The organism is Pseudomonas sp. FW306-02-D09B (assembly GCF_058782685.1).
In genome coordinates this window covers 21,500-42,149 of sequence record NZ_JBYSXY010000008.1, presented here as the reverse complement: position 1 = coordinate 42,149, position 20,650 = coordinate 21,500, and the positions used below count along the sequence as shown (strand labels likewise).

General features: G+C 57.5%; 22 protein-coding genes. 14 read left to right on the top strand and 8 right to left on the bottom strand.

Going from position 1 to position 20,650, the window contains the following annotated elements; all coding sequences use genetic code 11:
* The first annotated feature begins 137 nt into the window (after positions 1-137).
* Together AC3WK5_RS15075 and AC3WK5_RS15070 are read left to right on the top strand one after the other, a co-directional pair.
* Complete coding sequence (locus AC3WK5_RS15075; protein WP_103317380.1) at positions 138-722, top strand: eCIS core domain-containing protein; 585 nt, start codon at positions 138-140, stop codon at positions 720-722.
* A gap of 111 nt (positions 723-833) precedes the next feature.
* Entirely contained in the window at positions 834-1,610 is a 777-nt protein-coding gene (locus tag AC3WK5_RS15070; RefSeq protein ID WP_103317377.1) for a tetratricopeptide repeat protein, read from the top strand.
* On the opposite strand, the gene AC3WK5_RS15065 is transcribed toward AC3WK5_RS15070, so the two are convergent.
* Positions 1,584-2,237: an HAD hydrolase-like protein gene (locus tag AC3WK5_RS15065; protein WP_103317375.1), complete on the bottom strand. Its 654-nt coding sequence runs from the start codon at positions 2,235-2,237 to the stop codon at positions 1,584-1,586. The genes AC3WK5_RS15070 and AC3WK5_RS15065 overlap by 27 nt on opposite strands.
* Positions 2,238-2,649: 412 nt before the next feature.
* Between AC3WK5_RS15065 and AC3WK5_RS15060 the strand changes: the two genes are divergently transcribed.
* On the top strand, positions 2,650-3,036 hold the full coding sequence (locus AC3WK5_RS15060; RefSeq protein ID WP_103317373.1) for a hypothetical protein: 387 nt from the start codon (positions 2,650-2,652) through the stop codon (positions 3,034-3,036).
* Between the two features lie 77 nt (positions 3,037-3,113).
* Here the strand turns inward: AC3WK5_RS15060 and AC3WK5_RS15055 are convergent, their stop codons facing one another.
* Positions 3,114-3,275 (bottom strand): DUF2986 domain-containing protein, encoded by a 162-nt coding sequence (locus AC3WK5_RS15055; protein ID WP_081013843.1) that lies wholly within the window; start codon positions 3,273-3,275, stop codon positions 3,114-3,116.
* A 110-nt stretch (positions 3,276-3,385) separates the two neighbouring features.
* On the bottom strand, positions 3,386-4,126 hold the full coding sequence (locus AC3WK5_RS15050) for a Mut7-C RNAse domain-containing protein (RefSeq protein ID WP_054597963.1): 741 nt from the start codon (positions 4,124-4,126) through the stop codon (positions 3,386-3,388).
* 181 nt (positions 4,127-4,307) lie between these two features.
* Here AC3WK5_RS15050 and AC3WK5_RS15045 point away from each other — a divergent pair, with 181 nt between their 5' ends.
* The 5 genes from AC3WK5_RS15045 to AC3WK5_RS15025 all read left to right on the top strand — a co-directional run bounded on the left by AC3WK5_RS15045 (position 4,308) and on the right by AC3WK5_RS15025 (position 9,406).
* Entirely contained in the window at positions 4,308-5,039 is a 732-nt protein-coding gene (locus tag AC3WK5_RS15045; protein WP_103317370.1) for a GntR family transcriptional regulator, read from the top strand.
* A gap of 137 nt (positions 5,040-5,176) precedes the next feature.
* Entirely contained in the window at positions 5,177-6,460 is a 1,284-nt protein-coding gene (locus tag AC3WK5_RS15040; protein WP_103317368.1) for an MFS transporter, read from the top strand.
* 28 nt (positions 6,461-6,488) lie between these two features.
* Positions 6,489-7,334 carry an amidohydrolase family protein gene (locus AC3WK5_RS15035; protein WP_103317365.1) on the top strand — a complete coding sequence of 282 codons (846 nt, stop codon included), beginning with the start codon at positions 6,489-6,491 and terminating at the stop codon, positions 7,332-7,334.
* A 157-nt stretch (positions 7,335-7,491) separates the two neighbouring features.
* Positions 7,492-8,823 carry an MFS transporter gene (locus tag AC3WK5_RS15030; RefSeq protein ID WP_103317363.1) on the top strand — a complete coding sequence of 444 codons (1,332 nt, stop codon included), beginning with the start codon at positions 7,492-7,494 and terminating at the stop codon, positions 8,821-8,823.
* Positions 8,824-8,971: 148 nt separating this feature from the next.
* Complete coding sequence (locus AC3WK5_RS15025) at positions 8,972-9,406, top strand: GFA family protein (protein ID WP_103317361.1); 435 nt, start codon at positions 8,972-8,974, stop codon at positions 9,404-9,406.
* A gap of 191 nt (positions 9,407-9,597) precedes the next feature.
* Here AC3WK5_RS15025 and AC3WK5_RS15020 read toward each other — a convergent pair whose 3' ends face one another.
* Positions 9,598-10,530 (bottom strand): LysR family transcriptional regulator, encoded by a 933-nt coding sequence (locus AC3WK5_RS15020; protein ID WP_103317359.1) that lies wholly within the window; start codon positions 10,528-10,530, stop codon positions 9,598-9,600.
* 97 nt (positions 10,531-10,627) lie between these two features.
* Here AC3WK5_RS15020 and AC3WK5_RS15015 point away from each other — a divergent pair, with 97 nt between their 5' ends.
* The 3 genes from AC3WK5_RS15015 (at position 10,628) to AC3WK5_RS15005 (ending at position 14,144) form a co-directional block, all read left to right on the top strand.
* Positions 10,628-11,626: a cyclase family protein gene (locus AC3WK5_RS15015; RefSeq protein WP_103317356.1), complete on the top strand. Its 999-nt coding sequence runs from the start codon at positions 10,628-10,630 to the stop codon at positions 11,624-11,626.
* A gap of 31 nt (positions 11,627-11,657) precedes the next feature.
* The gene (locus tag AC3WK5_RS15010; RefSeq protein ID WP_218275938.1) at positions 11,658-12,086 is read left to right on the top strand and encodes a RidA family protein; all 429 of its coding nucleotides are present in this window, start codon (positions 11,658-11,660) and stop codon (positions 12,084-12,086) included.
* A 657-nt stretch (positions 12,087-12,743) separates the two neighbouring features.
* Positions 12,744-14,144 carry an XAC2610-related protein gene (locus AC3WK5_RS15005; RefSeq protein WP_103317351.1) on the top strand — a complete coding sequence of 467 codons (1,401 nt, stop codon included), beginning with the start codon at positions 12,744-12,746 and terminating at the stop codon, positions 14,142-14,144.
* A 124-nt stretch (positions 14,145-14,268) separates the two neighbouring features.
* Here the strand turns inward: AC3WK5_RS15005 and AC3WK5_RS15000 are convergent, their stop codons facing one another.
* From AC3WK5_RS15000 to AC3WK5_RS14985, 4 genes are all read right to left on the bottom strand, one after another.
* A complete protein-coding gene (locus AC3WK5_RS15000; protein WP_103317348.1) occupies positions 14,269-14,805 on the bottom strand; it encodes a P-loop NTPase family protein in 537 nt (178 codons plus the stop codon).
* Between the two features lie 165 nt (positions 14,806-14,970).
* Positions 14,971-15,453 (bottom strand): GNAT family N-acetyltransferase, encoded by a 483-nt coding sequence (locus AC3WK5_RS14995; protein WP_177474917.1) that lies wholly within the window; start codon positions 15,451-15,453, stop codon positions 14,971-14,973.
* A gap of 187 nt (positions 15,454-15,640) precedes the next feature.
* Positions 15,641-16,186, bottom strand: coding sequence for a DinB family protein (locus AC3WK5_RS14990; RefSeq protein ID WP_103317346.1), 546 nt, complete (start codon positions 16,184-16,186; stop codon positions 15,641-15,643).
* Between the two features lie 224 nt (positions 16,187-16,410).
* A complete protein-coding gene (locus AC3WK5_RS14985) occupies positions 16,411-17,196 on the bottom strand; it encodes a helix-turn-helix transcriptional regulator (RefSeq protein ID WP_103317411.1) in 786 nt (261 codons plus the stop codon).
* Between the two features lie 133 nt (positions 17,197-17,329).
* On the opposite strand from AC3WK5_RS14985, the gene AC3WK5_RS14980 reads away from it, so the two are divergent.
* From AC3WK5_RS14980 to AC3WK5_RS14970, 3 genes are all read left to right on the top strand, one after another.
* A complete protein-coding gene (locus AC3WK5_RS14980; protein WP_103317344.1) occupies positions 17,330-18,193 on the top strand; it encodes a carbon-nitrogen hydrolase family protein in 864 nt (287 codons plus the stop codon).
* Positions 18,194-18,287: 94 nt separating this feature from the next.
* On the top strand, positions 18,288-19,397 hold the full coding sequence (locus AC3WK5_RS14975; protein ID WP_103317342.1) for a polyamine ABC transporter substrate-binding protein: 1,110 nt from the start codon (positions 18,288-18,290) through the stop codon (positions 19,395-19,397).
* A gap of 81 nt (positions 19,398-19,478) precedes the next feature.
* The gene (locus tag AC3WK5_RS14970) at positions 19,479-20,603 is read left to right on the top strand and encodes a DmpA family aminopeptidase (RefSeq protein WP_103317408.1); all 1,125 of its coding nucleotides are present in this window, start codon (positions 19,479-19,481) and stop codon (positions 20,601-20,603) included.
* Positions 20,604-20,650: the final 47 nt, after the last annotated feature.

Genomic DNA, 20,650 nt, shown 5'->3' with positions numbered 1-20,650 from the left:
ATAGGACGCCTGCGTTTTCACACAGCCTGGCCCACAGCAGTCATCGAAAAGAGACCGATAGGGATACGCTAAAGTTATGCAGGTCGTCGATCAATGGTGATCGACTGTGCGCGCTGCGTCTGTCCCTGGAGGACCCAATGCCGCCTATCACCACGTGCCTGGTGGCGCTGTTTGTTTTTTGCCTGACTCTTGCAGTGCCAGCCCAGGCCAACACCTGCCCAGCTGGCGAGAAACAAGTGTGCCTGGACGGCTGCATCTGCCTGCCGGATCTGGGGCAGATGCCTGATGGCATCGACCAGATCGCGGCACCTGCCCTGGCGTTGTGGCTGACCCAAGCCCGTGCTGAAGCGGCCAACGCCAATATCCAACCCATTCCGCCGCACATCCGGGAGCAGCTGCTGCGCTGGTACGACCCCAGCGTCCTCGATGCCGCGCGCTACACCGTTAGCGACAACGGTCAGCTCAGCACCGCCACTGCCATGCTGCAAAACCCCGATGTTGGTGCCGTGACGCTGATCGACATCATCCTCTTCCGGGACGCTCAAACCGCAGAACAGGACGTCGCGCTCTGGGCTCACGAACTGAAGCATGTGCAGCAGTATCAGGAATGGGGGGTAGAAGGATTTGCCCAGCGCTATACACAAGACTTCAATGCTGTGGAGGCGCCGGCTTATGCCATACAGGCTGAAGTCAGACGGTCGGTGCGGGAAGGGACTCACTGAAGATTATCCGCAAGCTGGAGCCTATGCAGCGGGAACTTCAGGGTACTCGCCAGGTCAGTTGGGAGCTGTTTTACGGCAGTGCCGTCCAAGATCAGTCGAGTCCGCCCCCTGATGCCAACCAAGAGTTTTCTGCCGGGTCTTATCCTGGTGTTCTGCGCCGTCGCATCGCTTTGTTCGGTGGCTGCCGAGCGAAGAGCGCCCTCGCAAAGTAACAGCGCATCAACCACCCTGATCGAAACGGCCTCGCGGCAGTATGGCGATGGCCAGTTGGACCAAGCCGCCGCGACGCTGGAGCGTGCCCTGCATATCCAGCCGAACAACCCCGCGACCCTGCATTACCTCGGTGTATTGCGTCTTCAGCAGGGTCAGTACCAACAGGCTGAAACGTTGGCGGTGCGCTCGAATATGCGGGTTGGTGGCAACATCGCATTACGCAACCGCAACTTCCAATTGATCCAGGCGGCGCAGCAAGCCCAAGCCTCGAATACCCCACCCAACGCCAAAGCGGATCAGGTCGCCGTACAGAAGGGGCTGGAAGAGGAGACCCAACGGCGCCGCGAAGCAGAAATGGCCGTTGCTGAACAATCCACTCTGGATGCTGGGCGCGACGCTGGCAACTTCGCTTACACAAAGGCAGATGGGGTATCGGATTCACCGACGGCTGGCAGACCTCGGCCCGAAGGACAATTGCAAATGACTTCCGTCGAGACAGAGCCAGAGCCCGAGTACGAGTACGACGAGGTCGAGATTCCCCGCGGCCATTTGCCGCCTCCGGGTAAGTGCCGAATCTGGTTTCCTGATCGCCCGCCAGGGCATCAACCCGCACCCGGCAGCTGCAAGAAGCTGCGACATCGGGTGCCGTTAGGGGCTTACCTGGTGCGCGGTTGAGTTTCTGAGTGCCAGTCGCCGTAATTCGCTGACATCGGCGAACCACTCATGGGATTGAAGTGTGTCGAATGCATCATGTGTCCCATATCCCCAGGCAACCGCGCCAAAAGCGATACCGGCAGTCGCTGCGGCTTCACCATCCGTAGGTTGGTCGCCGATGTAGATCACGTCCTCTGGTGCCACGCCGAATTTGCGCATGACACGACGCAAGCGAGACGCCTTGCCGAAAATCGAGGCACCGCACTCGAAGGCCTGGATATGTCGACAACTGGAGCCCAGAATTTGTGTGACATTCTCTCGGGAATTAGAAGACACCACGGCCAGAATCAGTCCCTTCTCGTCAAGATCGGTCAGGGTAGTGGCGATGTTCTCGAAGAGCGGGATCGAGCTTCGATGTTTCTTCATCAAGCCCATGAAGGTTCGCGCTACCAGAGGCAACTTCCAGCGGGGCATTCCGATATGAGCCATGATCTCCCGAGGCCCCTGCTTGCGCAGAGAGTCCAACTCTTGCGAGTGAATCCGACGGAATGCGTGCTTGTCAGCGACCTGGTTGAACACCGTAACAAAGAACGGAAATGAATCAGCGAGCGTGCCATCAAAGTCGAAAATGACAAGTCGGTATGACATGTAAAAGCTCCTCCCTGGAGTGTGCTAGCCGAATACAGACGGCTGCTTGTGCAGGGCGATCAAGTCGCCCGATTAACTGGGAGGGCGCATTATCCCTGCTCCGGAATCGGTACGGAAGGAGGGCGAGGTTAACGTTTGTAGAGGGGCTGCTTCTGGATCTGAGTGTGTAAAAACGCTGGCACGTTGAAGCTCATTTCTGCGCCTGCTCCAGTAAGCCTTCGGATCAGGAAGTGGGTCGCATCCCTCTATTGTTTGAGGGGGCCGTCAGCTATTTATGCAGTGGCTTGCTAGAACTTTTCCCTATTTACCGGTCTATGTGAATACGCACATTAAGCTCGGTAAGCGCGACCCGAAGGTTTCCCGCAGCCAAATGGCGACATGTCCAATTGTCAATCAGAGGTTGTCTTCGCCCATGAAATCTTATGTCCCACGGATGGTGCTTCTCAGCCTGTTCGCGTTTGCGGCAGTGGGCTCGGCATCAGCATCACAGATGAAGACCTCAAACCCTGTTTTCGCAACTGAAGTCGCAGCCGTTCAGGCTCCGGTCCAGGCTGCCGAAAACCCTTGGCCGAGCTTGGCCAGTATGGCCGGCAAGCAGCCAGGGCCGTTGCTTGCCCATGACGACCGATACTGGCGTGACGGCCGTTGGCACGATCGTAGAGAAGATTGGCGCCGAGACGAATGGCGTAGAAACGAGTGGCGTAGAGAACAGGAGCGCCGGGAAGCCGAACGTCGTCGTGATTGGGAGCGCCATCATGAGCACCGCTACGATGACGATCAGCGCTACTATCGTCGCTAATACGTAGCCACGGGATAAGTCCGCCGAAAGCACTGCCTGCTGATGTGTAAATCCAGGTGGTGCTTAAGCGACACAGATCAGCTCTCGGAAGAAGTGATTGAGTCGAGAGTGGATTCAGCCGCCAGCTTCAATCGGTCGGCTTTGCAAATGTATTTAGACTTGCTTTTCGGTGCCAATTTGGCGCTGGCCTTTTTGGCGTTAGCCTTTAATAACTGATTTATTTTTTTACGACGATTCATCTTTTCTACTCGGCTTGTACGTTTTCGAATGATATCAGCTTAAATATCGGGTCAGAGCCTTGCGGTGCACACTTGAGCGCTTTTGTCCGTTATCTGCCCGATGCGCTCGGCTATCGGTCCAGCAGAGGTGCCAGCAGGGCACACATGCCGCGCCAGTGCGAACCCTCCCAGTAAATTCGTTGGCAGGCGTCGCAGCGCAGGAAGTGCGAATAGAGGGCACCAACGCGTGGCGGCACCAGTGGCCGGGCCAGTTCCGGGCTGATTTCGTGCAGCGGCAGGTTGCAATGCAGGCACAGGCTGAAGGGCCGTGCGCTACGCGCCAGGTCGAGGCGCTCGTACACTTCGCGCAACTGCAGCGACGGTTTCAGGGCATGCACGTAACAGCCGTGGCTGATGATCCGCCGCTTGAGCAGTTCGCGGTCGCGGGTTAGCACGATGCGCCCTTGCTGCGCCGCGATCTCGGCGATCTCGCTATCTTCGAAGCGATTGTCGTAGAGCGTGTCGAAGCCGCTCATGCGCAGCAGGTTGGCCAGCCCGCCAAGGTGCGCATCAGCGACGAAGCGCAGCACCCGTAAAGGTTGCGCACGAACCTTTAGCAGCGGGCTGATGTCCAGCGTTTCGAACTTGGGATACACCGCCAACCGGTCACCGTCGAAGATCACCCGCTCGAGGCCCACCGACTCGCCGTTGAGCAGCACCAGCTCGACCTCGGTGTGCGGTATGCCGAGCGCCTCGATCATGTGCTTGACCGTCGCCCCGCGCGCGCACTCGCAGGTAAAGGACTGCCGCCGCCGTTCGGCCGGCAGGAAATCGTTGAGCTCCTCGTAGAAGCGGAAGGTTGCACGGGTCATGCTCAACAGTATGGCAGGGCTGCGGGATGGGCGAGTCCAGTCCGGAGATCTACTCCGGCAGGTCCCATCCACCCACCGTTCGTCCGCCAGGTTCGGTAACCCTTATTGACAGAAAAATGCATCAGGAGAATACTCGGCCAATATTCATATATATGACTAGATAACAAGGTGAATAAAGTCGATGAATTCCCTGTCCAGTGATGTCCGCCTACCGCTTTATCAACGCCTGCGTGATCAGTTGGCCGAACAGATTGCCAACAATCGTTGGCGTCCGGGGGAGGCCATTCCCACTGAAGCTGCGCTTTCAGCGGAGTACACACTGTCCACTGGCACCGTGCGCAAGGCGGTCGACGCGCTGGTCAGTGAGGGCATCCTGGAGCGTCAGCAAGGTCGAGGTACCTTCGTTCGTCGGCCTCAGTTTCAATCATCGCTTTTTCGATTCTTCCGCTTCCAGACCGCTGCGGGTGAACGCCAGGTCCCGGAGAGTCGCATTCTGTCTATCGAACCGGTGGCCGCACCCTCGGCGGTGGCCCAGGCGCTAGGGCTGCCAATCGACGCGCCGGTCATTCGCATTGTCCGCGTTCGTCTTCTGGATGTTCAGCCGGTACTTGCCGAAGAAATCTGGCTGCCTCGCAGCCGGTTTCAGCCGCTACTGGAGATCGACCTGAATCGAAAAGGGCCATTGCTTTACCCGATTTACGAAGAGCTCTGCGGTCAGGTCGTCGCCTCTGCCGAAGAAGCACTCACCGCCGAGTCGGTAAATGACGTGCATGCGCGGTTATTGAAAATACCGGTCAACAGTCCCGTGGTGGTGATCGAGCGTCTGGCGCGTGACTACGCCGGTACGCCTCTGGAGTGGCGGCGCTCCCGTGGGCATGCCGAGCATTTCCGTTACAGCGTGGACATTCGCTAGCGCATTGCCTGGATAGCGGATCGCTCACCGGCGAATCGATCGCTGGCGGATTCATCGTTTTGTTTGCCATGACTGGCCTCGCAGCGGCGCGGTTCGCTCTCGGCTGCCTCATGTTCCACCTATAAGGATAAGAAATCATGTTCAGCTGGTATCGCCAAGTCACTCCTCGGGAGCGCAAAACGTTTTGGGCCTGCTTCGGTGGATGGTCGCTGGACGCACTGGAAGTACAAATGTTCGGCCTGGCGATCCCGGCGTTAATTGCCGCTTTCGCCCTGACCAAGGGCGATGCCGGGCTCATCAGCGGCGTCACGTTGGTCACTTCGGCCATTGGCGGGTGGGTAGGGGGGACGTTGTCCGACCGCTACGGCCGCGTGCGTACATTGCAGTGGATGATTTTGTGGTTCTCCTTCTTCACCTTTCTGTCCGCCTTCGTCACCGGGTTCCAGCAGTTGCTGATGGTCAAGGCGCTGCAAGGCTTCGGCATTGGCGGTGAGTGGGCGGCCGGCGCGGTACTGATGGCCGAAACCATCAACCCGAAATACCGCGGCAAAGTGATGGGCACCGTACAAAGTGCCTGGGCCGTAGGTTGGGGGGTGGCGGTCGGGGTTTTTGCGTTGATTTATTCGTTCGTACCGCAAGACATGGCCTGGCGTGTGATGTTCATCGTTGGCTTGTTGCCGGCGCTCCTGATCATCTGGGTACGGCGTAATGTCGAGGAGCCCGACAGCTTCCAGCGTCTGCAAAAAGAACACGCCATCGCGCAAAGTTTTTTCAAATCCCTGGCCGGTATTTTCCGTCCTGAACTGATCCGCGTGACACTGTTCGGCGGGCTGTTGGGCCTGGGTGCACACGGCGGGTACCACGCGGTAATGACGTGGCTGCCGACATTCCTCAAGACCGAACGCAACCTGTCGGTGCTGAATTCTGGCGGCTACCTTGCCGTGATCATCCTTGCCTTCTGGTGTGGCTGCGTCGTCAGCGGATTCTTGATCGACCGTATTGGCCGTCGCAAAAACATCGTGCTGTTCGCCCTGTGCTGCGTCGTGACCGTGCAGTGCTACGTGTTCCTGCCCCTGACCAATACCCAAATGCTCTTCCTCGGTTTTCCGCTCGGCTTCTTCGCAGCGGGTATTCCGGCCAGCCTCGGTGCACTGTTCAACGAGCTGTACCCGGCGGACGTGCGCGGCGCTGGCGTGGGTTTTTGCTACAACTTCGGCCGAGTGCTCTCGGCGGTATTCCCGTTTCTGGTCGGCCACATGAGTGACTCCATGTCACTGGGCTCGGCCATTGGCATCGACGCCGGGATCGCTTACGGCGTGGCCGTTATCGCGGCCCTTTGCCTGCCGGAAACCCGTGGTCGCAGTCTCGACGCTGCAATCCCGTCCGTCTCGGTGAACGGCCGCGAAAGCGCCCGAGCGTGATGATCATTACTTGCGATAGATGAAACCCATGCCTGATACCTGTTCAACATCGATCACTGGCATCGATTCCCATGCTCATGTCTTTAGCCGGGGGCTGAAGCTGGCCGCTACACGGCGCTACGCCCCTGACTACGATGCCACGCTCGCGGAGTATCTGAATCACCTGGGTGCCCAAGGCTTGAGTCACGGCGTATTGGTGCAGCCGAGCTTTCTGGGCACCGACAATAGCTACCTGCTGGCGGCGCTGAGGCAAGTGCCGGAGCGGTTGCGAGGAGTGGTCGTGCTGGAGCCGGGCGTTAGTCGTGCCCTGTTGAATGACATGGCTCACATCGGCGTGGTCGGCGTTCGCTTGAACCTGATGGACAAGGCGTTACCTGATTTTCGCGATCGCGCCTGGAGAGAATTTTTCAGCCACATCGCTGATCTTGACTGGCATGTCGAATTGCATCGGGAGGTAAAGGATCTGCCGGCACTGATCCATCAATTGACGCCGATCGGTTTGAAGCTGGTGATTGATCACTTCGGACGGCCGGATGCCCGTTTGGGAATTGATCAGCCAGGGTTTTCCGAGTTGCTCGAATTGGGATCGAGAGGGTCGATCTGGATGAAGGTATCGGGAATTTATCGTTTGGGAGGTACGCCGCAACAAAACCTCAATTTCGCCCGATCGGCATTACCGCTGCTGGAGCAAAGTTTCGGCCTCCACCAACTGGTATGGGGCAGCGACTGGCCACACACGCAGCATGAGAAAAGCATCGGTTTCGGCACAGTGATCGATCAGCGGCAAGCCCTGGAGTGTTCGATGCAACTTAGCCATTCGTTGCTCGTGCAAGCACCTCAACGGTTATTCGGTTTTGCAAAACGCGAAGGCTGAAACTCACCCACGCATTTGCAGATGACTCTTCATCCCACCCACGTGTAACGAAAACGTGCAGAAAGCCTGAAGCGCGACGTTGCAGTCAAACCTCTCGTGCCGCATCGAGAGGTTCTGCGCAAGAGCAGCCTATTACAACTACAAGAGAGCGGTTTCCATGAACAAGCCATCCAGTACTGACATTGAAAAATCGACCATGCGCAAATTGGGGATTCGCCTGATCCCCTTTCTCGTACTGTGTTATTTCATCGCCTACGTTGACCGGGTCAATATCGGCTTCGCTGCACTGACCATGAACCAGGACATCGGCCTGACAGCCAGTGCCTTCGGATTCGGTGCCACGCTGTTTTTCGTCGCTTATGTACTCTGCGAAATGCCCAGCAACATGGCCATGGAGCGTTTCGGTGCCCGCCGGTGGATCGCACGCATCATGATCACCTGGGGCATCGTCGGTTTCTGTTCGGCATTTGCGGTCGGGCCGATATCCTATTCGATTTCCCGATTCCTCTTGGGGGCAGCCGAAGCCGGCTTCTTTCCCGGCGTCATTCTTTACCTCACGCAATGCATCCCCAAAGCGTACATGGCTCGTATCGTTGCGCTATTCATGGTGGCGATACCACTCTCCAACTTTCTCGGTTCACCGGTGTCGGCACTGCTGTTGCAATTGGACGGTCTGGCCGGATTCAAGGGATGGCAGTGGTTACTGATGCTTGAAGCCATTCCCGCCATCACCCTGGGATTGCTCGCGCTGAAAGTGTTGCCCAATCGCCCAAGCGAAGCGAAATGGTTGACTCAGCAGGAACAGGATTGGCTAGGCGAGCAACTGACTAACGATAAGGCCGCGCGCGACAGTGGCATTCCTCAGCACGCTCACAGCATCAGCGGCACCCTCAAGGCCGTGTTTACCAACAAATATGTATGGGTGCTTTCGATTATCTACATGGGCAGTTCGGCAACCAGCAACACGCTGTCGTTGTGGATGCCGCAGATCCTGAAATCCTTCCATCTGACCAACATGCAAACAGGTCTGATGAACATGATTCCGTTCGGCATGGCCGCAGCGTTCATGATTTACTGGGGACTGCGTGCAGACAAGAGCGGGGAGCGGATCAAGAGCACTGCTATTCCGCTGGCCGTTACTGCGGTGAGCTTCGCTGCCACGCTGTTCACGGACTCCCTGACCATTACGCTGGTACTGCTGACGCTCGTATTGATGGGTAACTATGCGATCAAGGGGCCGTTCTGGGCGCTTTGCTCCGAATCCCTGCCGCCGGCGACTTTGGCCACCGGGATTGCAGCGATCAATACTTTTGCCCACTTGGGTACGGGCGCCATGAGTTCGGTAATCGGTGTACTGCGTGATCAGACCGGGAGCTTTCCAATTGCACTGATGCCACTCTGCATAGTGACCGCTATCGGTTCGCTATTGGTGTTTCTGATTGGCAAACAGAACGCTCGTGCGAAGCAAGTCGCTACGGTCGGCAGTTGACCCATTGCTTCTGAGGAGGCTCGAAATGGGCGAGCCTCCTCGTTGTGTATGTTCCAGTTTAAGGCCAGTAACATAACGGCCACCCCTTTTCCGGTACCAACGCTTGAACCGGCAGAATACCGATGAATCGTTCTTCAAGGAGATATCCATGACAACAGGGCAGTGTCTTTGCGGGGCTGTACGCTTTTCCCTCGGGGTTGAACCACGATTTTTTTATCGATGCCATTGCAGCCTGTGCCGCAAGCAAACCGGGGTCGGCCATAATCTCGCCACAGTGGTCAAAGCTCGCGACTTTCGATGGGAAGAAGGGCTAGGTGCGGTCACCAGTTGGCGCAAATCCAGCGGGTACAGAAATGACTTTTGCTCACGATGTGGCTCGACCGTGCCTAATGCTCTTCGCGAGACGCCTTACTTCTGGATTCCGCTTGGACTTCTCGATGGCGAACTGAGCATGGAGTGTATTGGAGATTTCTGCACCGATGACGCTATGCCATGGGATGAACAACGCTCGGGAAAAAGTCATTGCTCAACCCCGGACTCACTTGGGTTTTTTCTGCAGGAGCTCCAGGTCGACAATGATTGATTCAGGCGCTTGGTCGGCATAGGGACTGTGGATTCAACCGGCCGATGCAACAGATTGGCTAAATCGCTCAGCGGGCGTTTCGGCGTTTAGTGTTTTTCGAGGGGGCGATTTAATCGGCATATCTCGCTCATCGAAAACAGGTGTAGCGTCAGATTAAGACGAAAGGTGATTTAACCTTGACTGAAACAGGGTCAGTCCAGCAGTGCCATTGCGCCTATGGACGTGCTCGTCGGCGGTAGCGCTTCCAGTGCACTGGCGAGGAAATCGACAAAAACCCGGACTTTCTGCGACACATGCCTATGGCTGGCGTACAGCGCATAGATCGCGCGCCGAGGCATCGAGTGCCCGGGGAGCAGTTGCAGTAACTGGCCACTGTCGAGCAAGGGCTTGGCGATGAACGAAGGCAAGGCACCGATGCCCAGGCCGGCCAGCAACATGTCGCTGAGCATCAGGCTGTTGTCCACCGCAAGGCGCACTGGCAGTTCCAGGCGGCTACTGCCTTGCGGGCCTTGTAGGTGCCAACTGCCGGGATGCTCGGCCAGGCGATATGCCAGGCAGCTATGCTCTCGCAGGTCGTCGACGCTATGCGGCGTGCCGTTGGCCAATAGGTAAGCCGGTGCGGCACAGATCACTTGTTCAACTACGCCCAGGCGTCGGGAGATCAGCGAGGAGTCTGGCAGGTGGCTGCGAATCCGAAGCGACACATCAAAGCCCTCGCTGACTACGTCCAGCAGGCGGTCGTCGAGGGTGAGCTCGACCTTCAGCTCTGGGTAGCGCTGCATGAATGCCACCAGGATCGGCGACAGCACCTTGAGGCCAAACGACAGCGGCGCGTTCACTCGTAAACGACCGCTGGGTTCACTGGCGCCGACTTGGGTTGCACGTTCCAGGGCTTCCAGTTCGTCGAGCAGGTGGCAGCATTCGTTGAAATACGCCTGCCCAGCCTCGGACAGGCTCATCCGGCGGGTGGTGCGCAGTAGCAACAAGCTGCCCAAGCGTTCCTCCAACTGCCGCACCTGCTTGCTCACCGCCGCTGTGGACTGTCCCAGGTCGAGAGCGGCCAGGCTGAAGCTGTCGCGCTCGACCACGCGGCGAAAGGTACGCATGGCCACCAATACATCCATATTGTTTCTCCTGGGTTGAAACTCAATCAATGAAGCCGCTGATTATCTATGATTTATAAGCCAATAACATGATCGCTCCCCCTTAAGGAGTCATGTCATGTTGCGGTATGAGTGGATCAAAAATCTTACCGGGCTGGCCGCCTTGTCTGTGCTCAGTTCCCTGTGCAGCGCTGGCACGCTGGCTAAGCCCGAGGTGGGTATCAGCCCCTGGGGGCAGAAGGACGAGATCGGGCGCCTGAACCTGATGACCCCTCAGTCGCAAGCGGCGATCATGGCCCGGACCAATGGTGCCCAGGCCTACGATCTGGCGGTGGAATACTTCGTCGGCATGCCCAGCTGGCAAGCGGCGGGTGACCCGCCCTACCAGATGTGGATGACTCACACCCCCCACGGCAATGTGATCGCCGACCCGATGAAGGTCGGAGAGCCGATGAACGAGCACGTCAGCTATAGCGGCTCGGCGGTGTCCATGTATGCCCACATGGGCACCCATATAGACGCTCTCAACCACTTTGGCCTAGACGGCAAGATCTGGAACGGCTTTCGTGCCGATCAGCACCTGGGCGACCGTGGCTGGAATGTCACTGGAGCAGAAAAACTGCCACCGATCATCGCCCGCGGGGTGATGATCGACGTCCCTGCGGCCAAGGGCCTGGAGCAACTGGCGGATAGCTACCGCATCACCCGCAGCGATTTACAGCAGGCGCTGGCCAAGCAGCGAGTGACGCTGGAGAAAGGTGACGTCGTACTGATCCGCACCGGACGCATGCATGACTACGAGCACGCTCAAGCCTACATGGCCAACCCGCCAGGCCTGAGCCTGGATGCGGCGAAGTTCCTGGTGGAGGACGGCGGCGCCATGGTAGTCGGTGCCGATAATCTTAGTTTTGAGACTTTCCCTTCCGAGGTCGATGGCAACTACCTGCCGCTGCACACCTATCTGTTGGCCATGCAGGGCGCACCGATCATTGAGTTGGTGAATTTGGAGGGCTTGTCCAGAGACCGCGTTTACCAATTCGCCTTTGTGGGGGCCTCTTTGAAGCTGCGCGGAGCCGATGCGGCGCCGATTCGCCCAATGGCCCTGCCCGTCCACTGAGCACGCGGCGTTACTTATTCAGGAGATCACCATGTCAATGCACTCAGCACCTTCACATCCGCTTACCTTGTCCAACCCGCCGGGGCTGTATGACCCCAGCGCCAACGGCTACTCCCATGTGGCCCAAGTGGCTGCCGATACCCAGCTAGTGTTTATCGCCGGACAAGGCGGGGAGACCGCCGATGGCCAACTTTCGGCTGACTTTTCCGATCAGGTACGCCAGGCTCTGGCCAACCTGCAGACGGCCCTGCGTTCGGTCGGCGCCGAGGTCGGCCAGGTGGCCAAGCTGACGGTGCTGATCGTCGATCACAGTCATGCGCGCCTTGGGATTTTTGGCGCGCAATTGCAGCAACTCTGGGGCTCCTCGCCAACACCGGCCTGTACCCTGATACCGGTACCACGGTTGGCCCTGGATGGCATGTTATTTGAAGTCGAGGCAGTGGCTTTGCTGCCCGCCTGAACCTGGCCGGCCCGGGGCATATCAATTATGCACGCGGGCCTGGCGGCTTCGGCCCCGCTTATGATCGCAGGCAGACGCGGCAAGCTTCGGGCGGATGGCTCGGGTAGCTTGTCAGACGGGTCGCAATGTCTGCTTTTGGCTGTGGATTCAACCGGTCGATGCAACACTCCTTCTGCTTACACAGAATTTAGTCGTGTTGCATCGACCGGTTGAATCCACACCCCAAAGCCGCCTATTACATTCAATGGCCAATGAAGAGTGGTGGTTACTTGATCTGAAAGATTCCAGCAATTGCATTCAAGGCTTTCCTGCCGTCAGATTCATAAAGACCATGTAGCAACCTCTGCTCGCTGAGACGATGCAGACGGAAGTGGTTGTAGAACGCCTGACCCAATCTCTGGTTCTCGAATGCACCGCTGTCCCAAAGTTCTAAGAACTCATCATAGGTCGCTCTCTCAATTTCCGGTCTTATTCTACTTTTCAATGCGGGCCTCAATTGATGATGAGCGCTGGCAGGATTCTACAAAGCCTGAACTGACGTTGACAGACCTGAGGGCCTACATCGTGAGCATCTCGGGTTAATGGCGTGACGCAATTACCATAAGGTGGAGTATGCCGTTACACTGCGGCCCCGAAAATTAAGCAAGGAAGCTTTGGATGCGTTCGCTCGTCAACGGTGTGCTCCTCTCCATGGCCTTGGTAGCCCCGGTCGTGGCCGCACCACTGTCATTTGCGGTAAATGACCCCAGTGGTAAGTACCTGGTGGAAGTGCTGTTCCCGGAGCCACCGGAAGACTCCCATCAACTGGCGCGAGCGCTCATCACTTTGCGCGACAAAAACACGCTCGAAACCCTGCAGCAATTGCAGACCCAGGCCGGTAACGTGCCTGCAAACCACAATGACAAAGCCGACGCGTGGTTGCTCGGGCCCTACGGCTTGTTGTACTTCGCCGATTTCAACTTCGATGGTCGTCAGGATCTGGCAATTCGCAACGGCACAGATCCCAAGGTGGATGGCCAAGCGCATTTCGATGTCTATTTGCAAGAGCCGCAGCAAACCCGATGGGTCCTCAATGCTGCCTTAACGGACCTGGCGAAGGAGAGCAACGGGATGTTCTCGGTCAGCCCAACTGACGGCATTCTGCATTCGCAAACTGACCGCGGCTGCTGCTGGATGCGCGTTACCCAATGGAAAATGCGCGACGGCGAGTTGGTCCGGCTTCACTCGTACACCCAGGAAGAAGTCCCTCCGACCGAGTTTGGCGAAAATTCCAGCATGCCCCGCGGCTATATGCTGCGCACCACCGGCGACTGGAAAGATGGTCAGTGGCACGAACAACCCAGCCTGGAAGGACCGGTCATCGAAGATTCTCAGAGTCTCGTCGGAACCCTCAACGGCAAAATCCCGGTAGAGATCTGGTACCAGGATCAGGGGGCGGTCCTCATTGGTGAGGTGCGGTACACCAAGGGTGGCAGCGGTGAGCCGATCAAACTGGTGGGTTCTCGGGAAGCCTACGGCGACGATAGTTTTGTCTACCTTCACGAATATGCTGACGATGGTCGTCGGACGGGTATCTGGCGGATAACGCGGCAAACCATCGAACCCCACAACTACACCGGCACATGGGTCAGCGGCGCCAAGGGTGACGACCGCGAACTGGCGATCCTGCTACACGATGAATACCGTGAACCGGACTACGACAAACTCAACGAAGTCGACCGTGACCAGCGCAGCGGCCATTACCAGATGCGCCGGGACTTTCTGGGGCGCGACGGAGATCTGGACTTGAAGATCCTGCCTGACCGCGATGCCGAGGGGAGAGAAGTGGCGGAGTTCACCGTGACATTGAAGGACGCTGTGACCTTGAAAGACATCGTGACCGAGCATCACATCGTGCCCATGGAAACCGAAAACCTGATCATTGTGCGTGAGCCGCAAGCGTCCAAGATAAATGGCCCGTATCACATACAGCTGGTGAAAAACTTCGCGGTCATCAACTACAACGCTGAGCCGGATTCTCAGAAGATGCTGACGGGGATGTACCGGAAGCAGCCTTGAGTAAAACCTGTGTAGTCCTGAAGCAGGTGTAGACCTTATTCAGGACGGGACACACTCTTGAACCCCAGGCACTGGGCTAACGCTAAATGCGCGGATCGACTGTCGGGATGGTGAAAGTTCGCCTCTACTCAAGGCAGATTTCAGGCGTTGCGGGCAAGCTATCGAGAAATGCGGCAATCTGCCGGTTACCGCGCAAGTGCACCGTAGGAATTTCCGGGCCTATGGACAAGCGCACGCTCTCGATACCTGAGCGGTAACCGCGATCGAAATTCCACACGAAATTCAGGAAGGTCAGGAACGCTCGGTCGAGCTTCTCTTTACAGCCCGCCGGGAGGTCAGGGCGAGGGCGGTTCATTACGCTGCGCAAGATCACTCGGGCGAAACAGGTAAGTCGCGAAGTATCGAGCCAGATGATCAGGTCGGTACGGGGCAGGCGAAGGTCAAAGGTTCGCCGCGCGTAGTTGCCTTCACAAATCCAGGCGTCCGGTGCGATCGCTTCGCGAACCCGTGCGCGGAACTGTTCGGCGTCGGGTTCGACCCAGCCAGGCTCCCAGAACAGCGTGTCCAGATGGACCACGGGTAGGTTCAGGCGCTTGCCGAGGGCGCGGGCTAGGGTAGATTTGCCGCTACCGGCATTGCCCAGAATTACAATCCGTTGCATGGGGACTTCCTGTCGCGAAAAAGCCGGCGATTGTGCAGGTTTTGAACGTCCAGTTAAAGGCTGGTGGGAGGGGGCGACCGCACCGTGGGAACGAATGTTGTGTTGCATCGACCGGTTGAATCCACAACCCCATGTGGACGTTCAGTGAGCAGACACGCTTGTGAGTTAGTTTTGGATAGTCCAGAGCATTGTCTGAACCATGATATGCGGGTGACTTTCTAAAGGTTCCCATTCATCGATGAAAGAAAAACCCTGCTTCAGATAGAAGTTTGAGGCTCTCGCATTGTCGGGAGAGACGTCCAGAAAAACGCGATCATGCCCTTTCCCTATCGCGCGAGATTTCACTGCCTCAACCAGCTGAGTTGCCACGCCAGAGCCACGTGCAGTGGGTTCAACCCACATTCCGATCAAGTTATAGCGATTTGCGTCACTGACCACGGCACCGATCATTCCCACCGTTTTGTCTTCCTTGATAGCCAGCCAGAATTCCGTTCCGGCTGACGAGGCTCGTTCTTTCCACTGTTCGTCACTGTAATTGGCGGCAGTTTGGTAACTCACACCAAACGCTGTCGGAGTGTCCAAAAGCGCGGCGAGACGGACTTTCTTCAAAAGCATCCAGTCTTTTGCTTCCGTCGATCGAATGTCCATGATCTTCCTAAAAATTAGCGAAACTTCAACCTCTCACAAGGGTGTCGAGGGAGCAACCGGGTTGTCGTTGCGCAATGGCCGTTCTTGACCGTTTACCGTCATTCTGGATCGGCAACCAATCCGGATGGCTGCGCTGTTTCGCCGACCCGATCAGCTGTGAAAATACCTGGTCTAGCGCCAGGCTTTTCTACTGTGTGCAGTGCTCGGATGGAATGAGTGCGACCAGATCCGTATCACCTATGTCGACACCCGCTTGTGAAAGCAAGGTAGTCACTTGTCCGCGGTGATGCGTCTGATGGTTGAAGAAATGCATGACCAAACCATAAAAGTTCCTGTCAGCGGGTATTCCCTTCATGCTTGTGTAATGGAGGGTGTGATCCAGATCCGGCTCTGCAATTGAGCGAGACCACTCGACAATGTTCTGGTCGAGCCACACTCGATGTGCCGAAAGTTCTCGGATATTCGAGAACAGCAACTGATCGAGGCTTTTGAGGGCAGGAAGCTGCTGAATCGGTTCCAGCGCCGAGTAGTTCGCTGGGTGCTTGGCGAATCGCTTTAGCCAGACAGTGTCGCCGGCCACCAGGTGGTTCAACGTCCCGAGAATTGAACCAAAGAATGCTTTCCTGTCCACGGAGAGCTCTTCATCCGGCAGGCTTCTGGCGGCCTCATAAATCTTTGCGTTCATCCACTCGTTATAGGTCGCCATCAGGCAGATATGACCGGTTCGGTTCATCATGCTCATCCTTTCAATGAATACTTGATAAGCGATCCACGCTCATCTTGAATCCTGGTCCAGTGTTGGGCTTTGTTATTTTGGGGGCAACAGGGGGAGGGGCGCTCTTTCTTGATGCTTGCATGTGGCTCGGTAAATGTCTTCATTTGGCCGATTTCTGCCTATCGCGAAGTCATTCAGTCTTCGCGCAATTACACCTGATTTTGAGAGACAGGTAGGCGTTTTCAGCTCTGAGCGTTCAGAAACAGTGAGAACAGCTCGGACTGAGATTTAATGCCGAGTTTGCTGTACATGTGCTTGCGGTGGACCTTTACAGTCTCGGCGGAAATCCCCAGCTTGCGCGCGATCTCCTTGTTTGAGCAGCCGCTGAGCATTAGCCGGCCGACTTCCAGTTCGCGGGCGGAGAGCGGGGTATCCAACTGCTGGTCAGTGGAGTCCAGCCAGCTTTGCCAGTTTGGCGTCGCCGACACGTTCTGCTCCAGCACCTCCCGCTCGAACGCCATGCGCTGACGCATCAGGGCGGCAACCCAGGACTGGATGAGTGTGAGCAGGGCTATCTGCTCTGGACTGAAGCGGGCCTCACTTCCCAGCGACAGGCTGAGGGTGCGTTTCGCGTCGAGTTGGACGTTGATATGGACTTCGTCGGCAACGACATTGAGGCGGAAGTAGCGTTGGTAGTAGTCGGTTTGTTCGAAGCATTCCGGCGCCACATCGGCTAGCCACAACAAGCCGTTCTGCGGTGTCTCTCGGTTGGCCAGGTAAAAGGGGTCGAGTAGATACAGGCCTTTGAGGTAATCCTGAAAGAGCGGGTCCGGCCCGCCATCCTTGCCAGGGCTTTCTGCGAGCACCCGCGGCCGGCCATTGCTGAAAATCAGCACGACCCAACTGTCCACCGGTATGTATCTATCCAGCAGACGCACCAAGGCCAGCCAGAAATCAGGACGGTCGAGTGCCTCAATCAGCCTGCCAATCGCCTGGTGCCAGGCCATATCCTGCAATGTAATGCTCACGTTTCTACCCATACGGGGTTACCCCATCGATGTGATTACTTTCCGTGTTATGGCTCTCCATACTCCATCCAGCCCTGGCGAGTGCTGTTCAGTTTGGCGATTGCGAGCCCACATACACGTGAAAGGATCACCGATGAAGATTGAACTCGTACAACTTACTGGTCGCGATGGCGATACCGCTTATAACCTAGAGCGAACCTTGCAGGCTATCGCTACCTGCGCAGCGGATACCGATCTGCTGATATTTCCAGAGACCCAGTTGATGGGATTCGCCAGCGCGCAACAGCTCGCCGAAGTTGCCGAGCCCCTGAACGGGCCAAGTGTGCAGGCCGTGCAGCGTGCTGCACGCGAACGGAACGTCTCGGTGGTGGTTGGAATGGCTGAGAACGACTCCGGCACCTTCTACAACACCTCCCTGCTGGTAACCCCACAAGGGATCGCCTTGAACTATCGCAAGACTCACCTTTGGCCGTCGGAACGCGGCCTGTTCCAGCCGGGAGACCGCTATGCCACTGCGATTTGGAAGGGAGTCCGTGTCGGCATCCTGATTTGCTACGACATTGAGTTCCCGGAAAGCGCTCGAGCCCTCGGCCAACTCGGCACCGAGTTGATCCTGGTCACTAACGGCAACATGGATCCCTACGGCCCTGTCCACCGCACCGCGATCATGGCTCGCGCTCAGGAAAACCAGGCATTCACGGTGATGGTGAATCGAGTCGGCGACGGCAATGAAGGCCTCGTTTTTGCCGGTGGGAGTGCAGCGATCGATCCCTTCGGGCGCACGCTCTTCGAAGCGGGGCGGGCAGAGTGCCGTCAGGTTGTCGAGCTGGACCTCGATCTGCTGCGCTCCGCCCGCCGAGACTATGACTACCTCAATGACCGCCGCCTGTTCCTGACTGGCGAACAGATTGAACACGCTGATGGTCGCCGTGAACTACTGATCCCCTGTGCCCCGCGCGAGGGGGCGTCTCGCACGAAAACGGTTCTTCAACCTTGATGCTGATTTCAGCCCTGCCATAACAATAATTCACACACTAGCAGGAGCGGCGCGCGCGTCCACGGACCCGCCGTTAACGCTCTGGAGCACCCCGATGAAATCGACTCGTTATATGCAATTCGCGTTGGCCTCGCTTCTCAGTGTCGGCCTGGTCGGCGCCAGGGCCGACCAGCCCGCCACCCCCACCGTGCACATCTACAACTGGTATGACTACATCGCCCCGGACACGGTGAAAAACTTCCAGAAAGAAGCAGGCGTCAGCGCTGTGTACGATGTGTTCGACAACAGCGACGTCATGCAAAGCAAGCTGATGGCCGGCCGAAGTGGCTATGACGTGGTGGTCGCCACGGGTGACCTGCTACCGAACCTGATCAAAGCAGGTGTGCTCAAGAAACTGGATCGCAGCAAGTTGCCGAACTGGTCTCACCTCGACCCGGACATCCTCGCCAAGGTGCAGAGCAACGATCCCGGAAATAGCTATGCGGCCCCTTATCTGTGGGGTACGACTGGCATCGGCTATGACGCGGACAAGGTTAAATCGATACTCGGCCCAGATGCGCCAGTTAATTCTTGGGACCTGATTTTCAAGGAAGAAAATCTGGCCAAACTGAGTCAATGCGGTGTGGCCATGCTGGACGCCCCTAGCGAGATCATTCCCATCGCGTTGCACTACCTTGGACTGCCCTACAACAGCCAGAACCCGGAGGATTACAAAAAAGCCCAGGATCTGCTGCTGAAACTGCGTCCCCATATCGTCTACTTCGATTCTTCCAAGTTCATCTCTGATCTAGCCAATGGCAACATCTGCGTCGTGCTGGGCTGGGCTGGTGGTGTCGCCGATGCGCAAAAGGCCTCCGAGCTGGCTGGCAACCATCGCAACCTCGTCTACAGCATTCCACGCGAAGGTGCTCCGGTGTGGGTGGAGAGTCTGGTACAGCTCAACGATGCGCCGAACCCGGAGCAAGGGTTAGCCTTCATCAACTACATGCTGCGCCCCGAAGTCATCGCTGAGTCATCCAACTACCTGAGCTATCCAAACGCCAACAAAGATGCCACCGCGCTTGTCGAGAAGAAAGTCCGCGACAACCCCGGGGTGTATCCGTCCAAGCAAGTCCTTGACACGCTATTTCCGCTAGAACCACTCCCGCTGAAGATGGAGCGCGTGCGCACCCGCGCGTGGAACACGGTCAAGACCGGCGCTTGATTGGCAGACTCGGCTCTGCTGATGACTAGCCAAGCCCCTTCATGCAACAAATGAAACAAGAGAGAGACCATGAAAGAGACGATGAAGCCACGTGCCCGCGACCTGAACATTCAGTTCGGCCAACTGCAACCCGGCCCCCTCAATGCCATCACCGATGTGCCCGGCGTACGGGTCGGCCACAGTAATGTGCGAGGACGCACCGCCAATGGCCGCGACATCCTGACCGGTGTCACCCTGATCGAACCTCGTGCCGGTTCCACCAGCCAGCAACCGTGCTTTGCCGGCGTCCATGTGTTGAACGGCAACGGCGACGCCACCGGTCTGGAATGGATTCGCGAGGCAGGTCTTTTGACCAGCCCCATCGCCTTCACCAACACCCACAGCCTGGGCGTGGTGCGCGATGCGCTGGTTGTGCTGGACCGTGAACAGCAGCCTGATGACGGGCGCCTCTACTGGAACATGCCGGTGGTGCTGGAGACCTTCGACGGCCTGCTCAACGACATCAACGGCTTCCATGTGAAGATTGAACATGTGGCCGAGGCCCTGCGTTCGGCCAAGAGCGGGCCGGTAACGGAAGGCTCCGTCGGGGGCGGTAGCGGCATGATCTGTCATGAATTCAAGGGCGGCATCGGCACCGCATCACGGCGTTTGAGCAGTGCTCAGGGCGGCTGGACCGTTGGGGCCATCGTCCAGGCCAATCATGGCATCCGTAACGAACTGCGCGTCGACGGCTACCCGGTCGGACGCTATATGGAACAGGCCGACTCGCCGTTCCTCAAAGCGTCGCTGCCGCACCCGGGCATGGGCTCGATAGTCGTTTGCCTGGCCACCGACGCGCCGTTGCTGCCGCACCAATGCACGCGTCTGGCGCAACGTGCCAGCCTCGGCCTCGCCCGCACCGGCGGCGGCAATGAAGACCACAGCGGTGACATCTTCATCGCCTTCGCCACCGGTAATCAGCATGTGCCGCCGGCCGCTTACGAGAGTAAGCGTGCGCCGACTACCGACAACCTGAGCATGGTCAACAACGACCACATCAGCGAGTTGTTCCTGGCCGCCACCGAAGCGGTGGAAGAAGCCATCATCAATGCCTTGCTGGCCGCCGACACCGCTGAAGGCAACGGCCATGCCGTGCCGGGCCTGGATTCCGAGACGCTGCTCAAAGCCTTGCATCGGGCCGGCTGGCGGGGAGCGGCGAATGACTAACTGATCTCGCGGTATTGAGGTGGTGTGATTGTTTCGCGTTCATGCCA